This window comes from Cobetia sp. (genome assembly GCF_983723665.1).
Genome location: NZ_CFDJES010000192.1, coordinates 1 through 4,183, shown reverse-complemented (window position 1 = coordinate 4,183; position 4,183 = coordinate 1). Strand labels below are relative to the sequence as shown.

Here is a 4,183-nt window from a genome sequence, read left to right as displayed (position 1 = left end):
GGCTTGCCGTCGAGATCCAGCGGGCCATGATCGACGAAGCCCACCGCGGCATTCAGCGGATGAATGGCGCGATTGCGGCTGTCCGGCTCCACCACCACACGGGTCACGGGACGTACTGCATCTTTCCCTTCATCGGCATGCTCATCGCGGAACTGGCCGGCGAAGATCATTGCCATGATCGATTCGATCACCGCCCGCGAGAAGCCGCTGATGGGGGCCTGGTCCTCGCTGCGCGGCGCGACGAGGAAGTGCATGCCGAAGTCGCCGGGCTGCACACTGTAATGCTTGCCGAGCGGGTCGTGCGCCGGGTCATAGAGCTCGACCAGAAAGGCCGGCTGGTCGTTGTAGAAACCGACCCAGCCCTGGGCGTGCTGGCTGTCTTCCAGGCCCTGGTAGAAGTCGTACTTGGTGGTGATGAGGTCATCACTCATGCCCCAGAAGCTGGCGCGTTCACCGCTGGTCCATTCATCCACCATCGCCATGTCGGCGGCAAGGTCGAGCGGGCGCAGCGCGAATTCGGCGCGCTCGGTCGTGCTGTCATCCTGCGGCTTGCGCAGGCGTGCCTGGGCTTGCTCCAGCTCCACCGCGCGGCGGATGAAGCGCGTTCCCGGTGCCGGGCTGAGCAGATTGATCGTTGCGGGCGCGGGGAGTGAGGTCGTCCCGAACAGCTGCTGTGACGGGGTCGCTGCACTATGAGAACTTGCCGCGCTGCTGGACTGTTCGGCGCTTGCGGCGCTGGTGATGTCGACTGGCATGTTCATGCGGTGGTCTCCCGGTGTTGCGGTGCAGCGGTGTGAGTCGTGTCGGCCTGGGTGTCAGAGACGGTGTCGATAGAGGAGCTGTCGGTAGAGGCGGTGCCGGCAGAAGAGAGGCCGGTAGAAGAGGTGCCGGCGTGAATATCCGTCTCGCCGTAGGGCAGGTGTGCGGCGGGCAGCGGTGTGAAGCCATTGCCACAGCCCTTTTCAGAGCCGGGCGTGCCGAAGCTCTGGAAGGCGATGCGGCGCTCGATGGTATAGACCTCACGACCGGTGATGGCGCGCAGGATGCAGCTGTTGCGATAGCAGGCCATGCCCAGGTCCGGCGCGGCCAGCGAGTGGGTATGCAGCTCGGCATTCTGGACGAAGATCTCGCCGGCGAACGGCGATTGATCGCCCTCGTTGCCGTCAGCATCCGCGGTGCTTTGCGTGTCGACGGCGTAGAAGCGCCCGACGGCGTAGCGGCCTTCCTCGTCACGACGAATGCGTGACTCGATGCTGCGCAGGAAGGGCGGCGCCACGTAGTGATAGCCCGTGGCCAGCACCACGGCGCTGGTGCCATGACGCCAGGCCTGCTGCTGTTCGCGCTGATAGAGCCCCAGCGTGAAGTCGCCGTTGGTCTCTTGCTTGTTCAGCGAGGTCAGTTCGGTATTGGTCATCAGGGTGGTAGGCACCACGCCTTGCAGCTGCTTGGCGTAGAGGGTGTCGTAGATCTCGTCGATCAGCTCGAGATTGATGCCCTTGTAGAGGCCCTTCTGGGTCGCCAGCAGGGTGTTGCGCTGCTCACGCGGCAGGGCGTGGAAGTAATCGATGTAATCCGGCGAGGTCATCTCCAGCGTCAGCTTGCCGTATTCCAGCGGGAAGAAGCGCGGCGAGCGCGTGATCCAGTTGAGCTGGTAGCTGTGCTGGTCGATCTCGCGCAGCAGGTCGAGATAGATCTCGGCGGCGCTCTGGCCGGAGCCGATGATGGTGATGGCCGGCTGGGAGGTCAGTTCCTCCTTGCGCGCCAGATAGTGGGCGTTGTGGCACACGCGGCTGCCCGCGACCGGCACCACGTCACGCACGGCATCGGCGGCTTTCGGCAGGTAGGGCTGGGTGCCGGTGCCCAGCACCAGCTTGCGTGCGCGATAGGCGAAGGCTTCGCCGGTGCTGGGGCGAGTGCCGCGCACGACATAGATGTCGCCGACATGCTGGATGTCCTGGACGTCGTGATCGAAGCGCAGGCTGCTCAGCTCGCGCGCCGCCCACTGGCAGTACTGGTTGTACTCGCGACGCAGCAGGAAGAAGTCTTCGCGGATGTAGAAGTTGTAGAGCTTGTCATGCAGCTTCAGATAGTTGAGGAAGCTGAAGTGGCTGGTCGGGTCGGCCAGCGAGACCATGTCCGCCATGAAGGGCGTCTGCATGCTGGCATCTTCCAGCAGCATGCCCGGGTGCCAGTCGAACGCGGCCTTGCGCTCGAGGAAGACGCCCTGGACGTCTTCCAGCGGCTCGCTCAGGCAGGCAAGGCTGAGGTTGAAGGGGCCGATGCCGATGGCAACGAAGTCCAGCACATCATCGCGCGCTTCCAGAGTGTCTGTGACGTGAGGGTTCGAGGTGTCAAGCATGACGGCTTTCCTTGGCTTCTGTGGTGTGACTGCGACGACTGGCGGCCGGAATGTCGGCCAGTGGTGCGCCATGGTTCGGCTGGGCGGTGGTGCTGACGGCCAGATGATGCGCCTTGACCAGCGCCTGGCCGTGCTGACGGATCAACTCGACCACGGCGGCCAGGTCTTCCTGGCGCGTTTCCGGATTCAGGAGGGTGAACTTCAGGTACTGACGGCCCGAGACCTTGGTGGCGGCGACGATGGCCTCACCGCTGCGTGACAGGCGCTTGCGGATCTCGCGGTTCAAGGCGTCCCACTGCTCGGCGCCGAGGGTCTCTTCGTTGGCGTCATGGAAGCGGAACACCAGGGTGCTGAGCTCCGGCGCCTGGACGACATCGATGTCCGGCGCCGCCTCGAGCAGCTGGTAGCCCTCGCGGGTGAGATCGATCACGCAATCGAGCATGTCGCCGAGGGCATCGGCGCCCATCAGGCGCAGTGTCATCCACAGTTTCAGGGCGTCGAAACGCCGTGTGGTCTGCAGACTCTTGTTGACCTGATCCGGCGTGCCTTCGCGGGCCTGAAGCTCCGGGTTGAGGTAGTCGGCGTGATAGGTGACGTGGCGCAGCTGGGTGCGATCACGTACCACGCAGGCACTGCAGCTGACCGGCTGGAAGAAGGTCTTGTGGTAATCGATGGTGACGGAGTCCGCCATCTCGGTGCCCTTGAGCCAGTGACCGTGGCGGCGAGAAGTGATCAGGCCGCCGCCATAGGCGCCATCGACATGGAACCAGATGCCGCGGGCGTGGCATTCACGACCGATGGCCTGCAGCGGGTCGATGCTGCCGAAGTCGGTGGTACCGGCGGTGGCGACCACGGCCATCGGGATCAGGCCTTCGGCGCGGGCGTTGTCGAGGGCGTCACGCAGGGCCACGGGGTCCATGCGGCGGCGCTCATCCACGGCGACGGGGATGACGGCATTGTGGCCGAGGCCGAGCAGGGCACAGGCCTTCTGCAGACTGAAATGACTGATGCCGGAGGCGAAGACGCGCAGGCGTCCGGCTTCCGGCGGCAGGCCGTGGGTCTGGTTGCCGGGGTGGTTGGGCAGCTTCTCACAGACCGCGTCACGGGCCAGCAGCAGTGCCATCAGGTTGGATTGGGTGCCGCCGCTGGTAAAGATGCCATCGGCGGTCGGGCCCAGCCCCAGGCGCTCGGTGGTCCAGTCGATCAGGCGCTGCTCGATCAGGGTGCCGCCGGCGCTCTGGTCCCAGGTGTCGAGTGAGGAATTGATCGCGCCCAGCAGGCTCTCGGCCCATACACCGGGCAACACGACCGGGCAGTTGAGGTGCGCGATGTAGCGGGGATGATGGAAGTAGACGGCATCCTTCAGGTAGAGCGACTTGAGCTCCTCCAGACCGGCTTCGAGGTTCTCGAGGGGCGTCTCGAGATCGAGGTCGGCAAAGGCCGGACGCAGGGCCTCCGGGGTGATGCCACTGAACGGCTGCTGGACACTGTCGAGCTGTTCAGCCACCAGCTGGCTGATGCGGTCCATGCCTGACTGCCAGGCATCCATGTTGGCAGGCGAGAACAGGGCGGCGCGCGGCGAGCTGGACAGTGAGTGCGCACAGGCGTCGGTCTGGGCGTCAGACACGGAGGATCCTGCGGCAGCGCCGTAGGTGGCGGCGGAATCTTGAAGGCTGTGCATTACATAACCTTATGCGAATGTTCGCAGATAAAGACTTGGAAGAGACTCGCAGCCAGCTGGGACAGATGGCTCAGGTGCGAGGACCAGTCAGGACATTCATCAAGTGCCGCGTTTGCGGTCGTTGTTGTTGGTGAAGCTGTTGG

General features: G+C 64.6%; 3 protein-coding genes. All 3 read right to left on the bottom strand.

Features of this window, described 5'->3' with window-relative positions; genetic code table 11:
- The coding region (locus tag AC4FAH_RS13585; RefSeq protein ID WP_490246212.1) for a GNAT family N-acetyltransferase at window positions 1-761 on the bottom strand (761 nt) is incomplete at its 3' end.
- Entirely contained in the window at window positions 758-2,359 is a 1,602-nt protein-coding gene (locus tag AC4FAH_RS13580; protein ID WP_287020505.1) for a lysine N(6)-hydroxylase/L-ornithine N(5)-oxygenase family protein, read from the bottom strand. The genes AC4FAH_RS13580 and AC4FAH_RS13585, both read right to left, overlap by 4 nt.
- Window positions 2,352-3,986 carry a pyridoxal phosphate-dependent decarboxylase family protein gene (locus AC4FAH_RS13575; protein ID WP_286988895.1) on the bottom strand — a complete coding sequence of 545 codons (1,635 nt, stop codon included), beginning with the start codon at window positions 3,984-3,986 and terminating at the stop codon, window positions 2,352-2,354. The genes AC4FAH_RS13580 and AC4FAH_RS13575 overlap by 8 nt, the downstream gene beginning before the upstream one ends.
- Window positions 3,987-4,183: the final 197 nt, after the last annotated feature.

Excerpts from the sequence above, each read along its gene's own strand:
- AC4FAH_RS13580 (WP_287020505.1), bottom strand. The coding sequence starts at position 2,359 with ATGCTTGACACCTCGAACCCTCACGTCACAGACACTCTGGAAGCGCGC.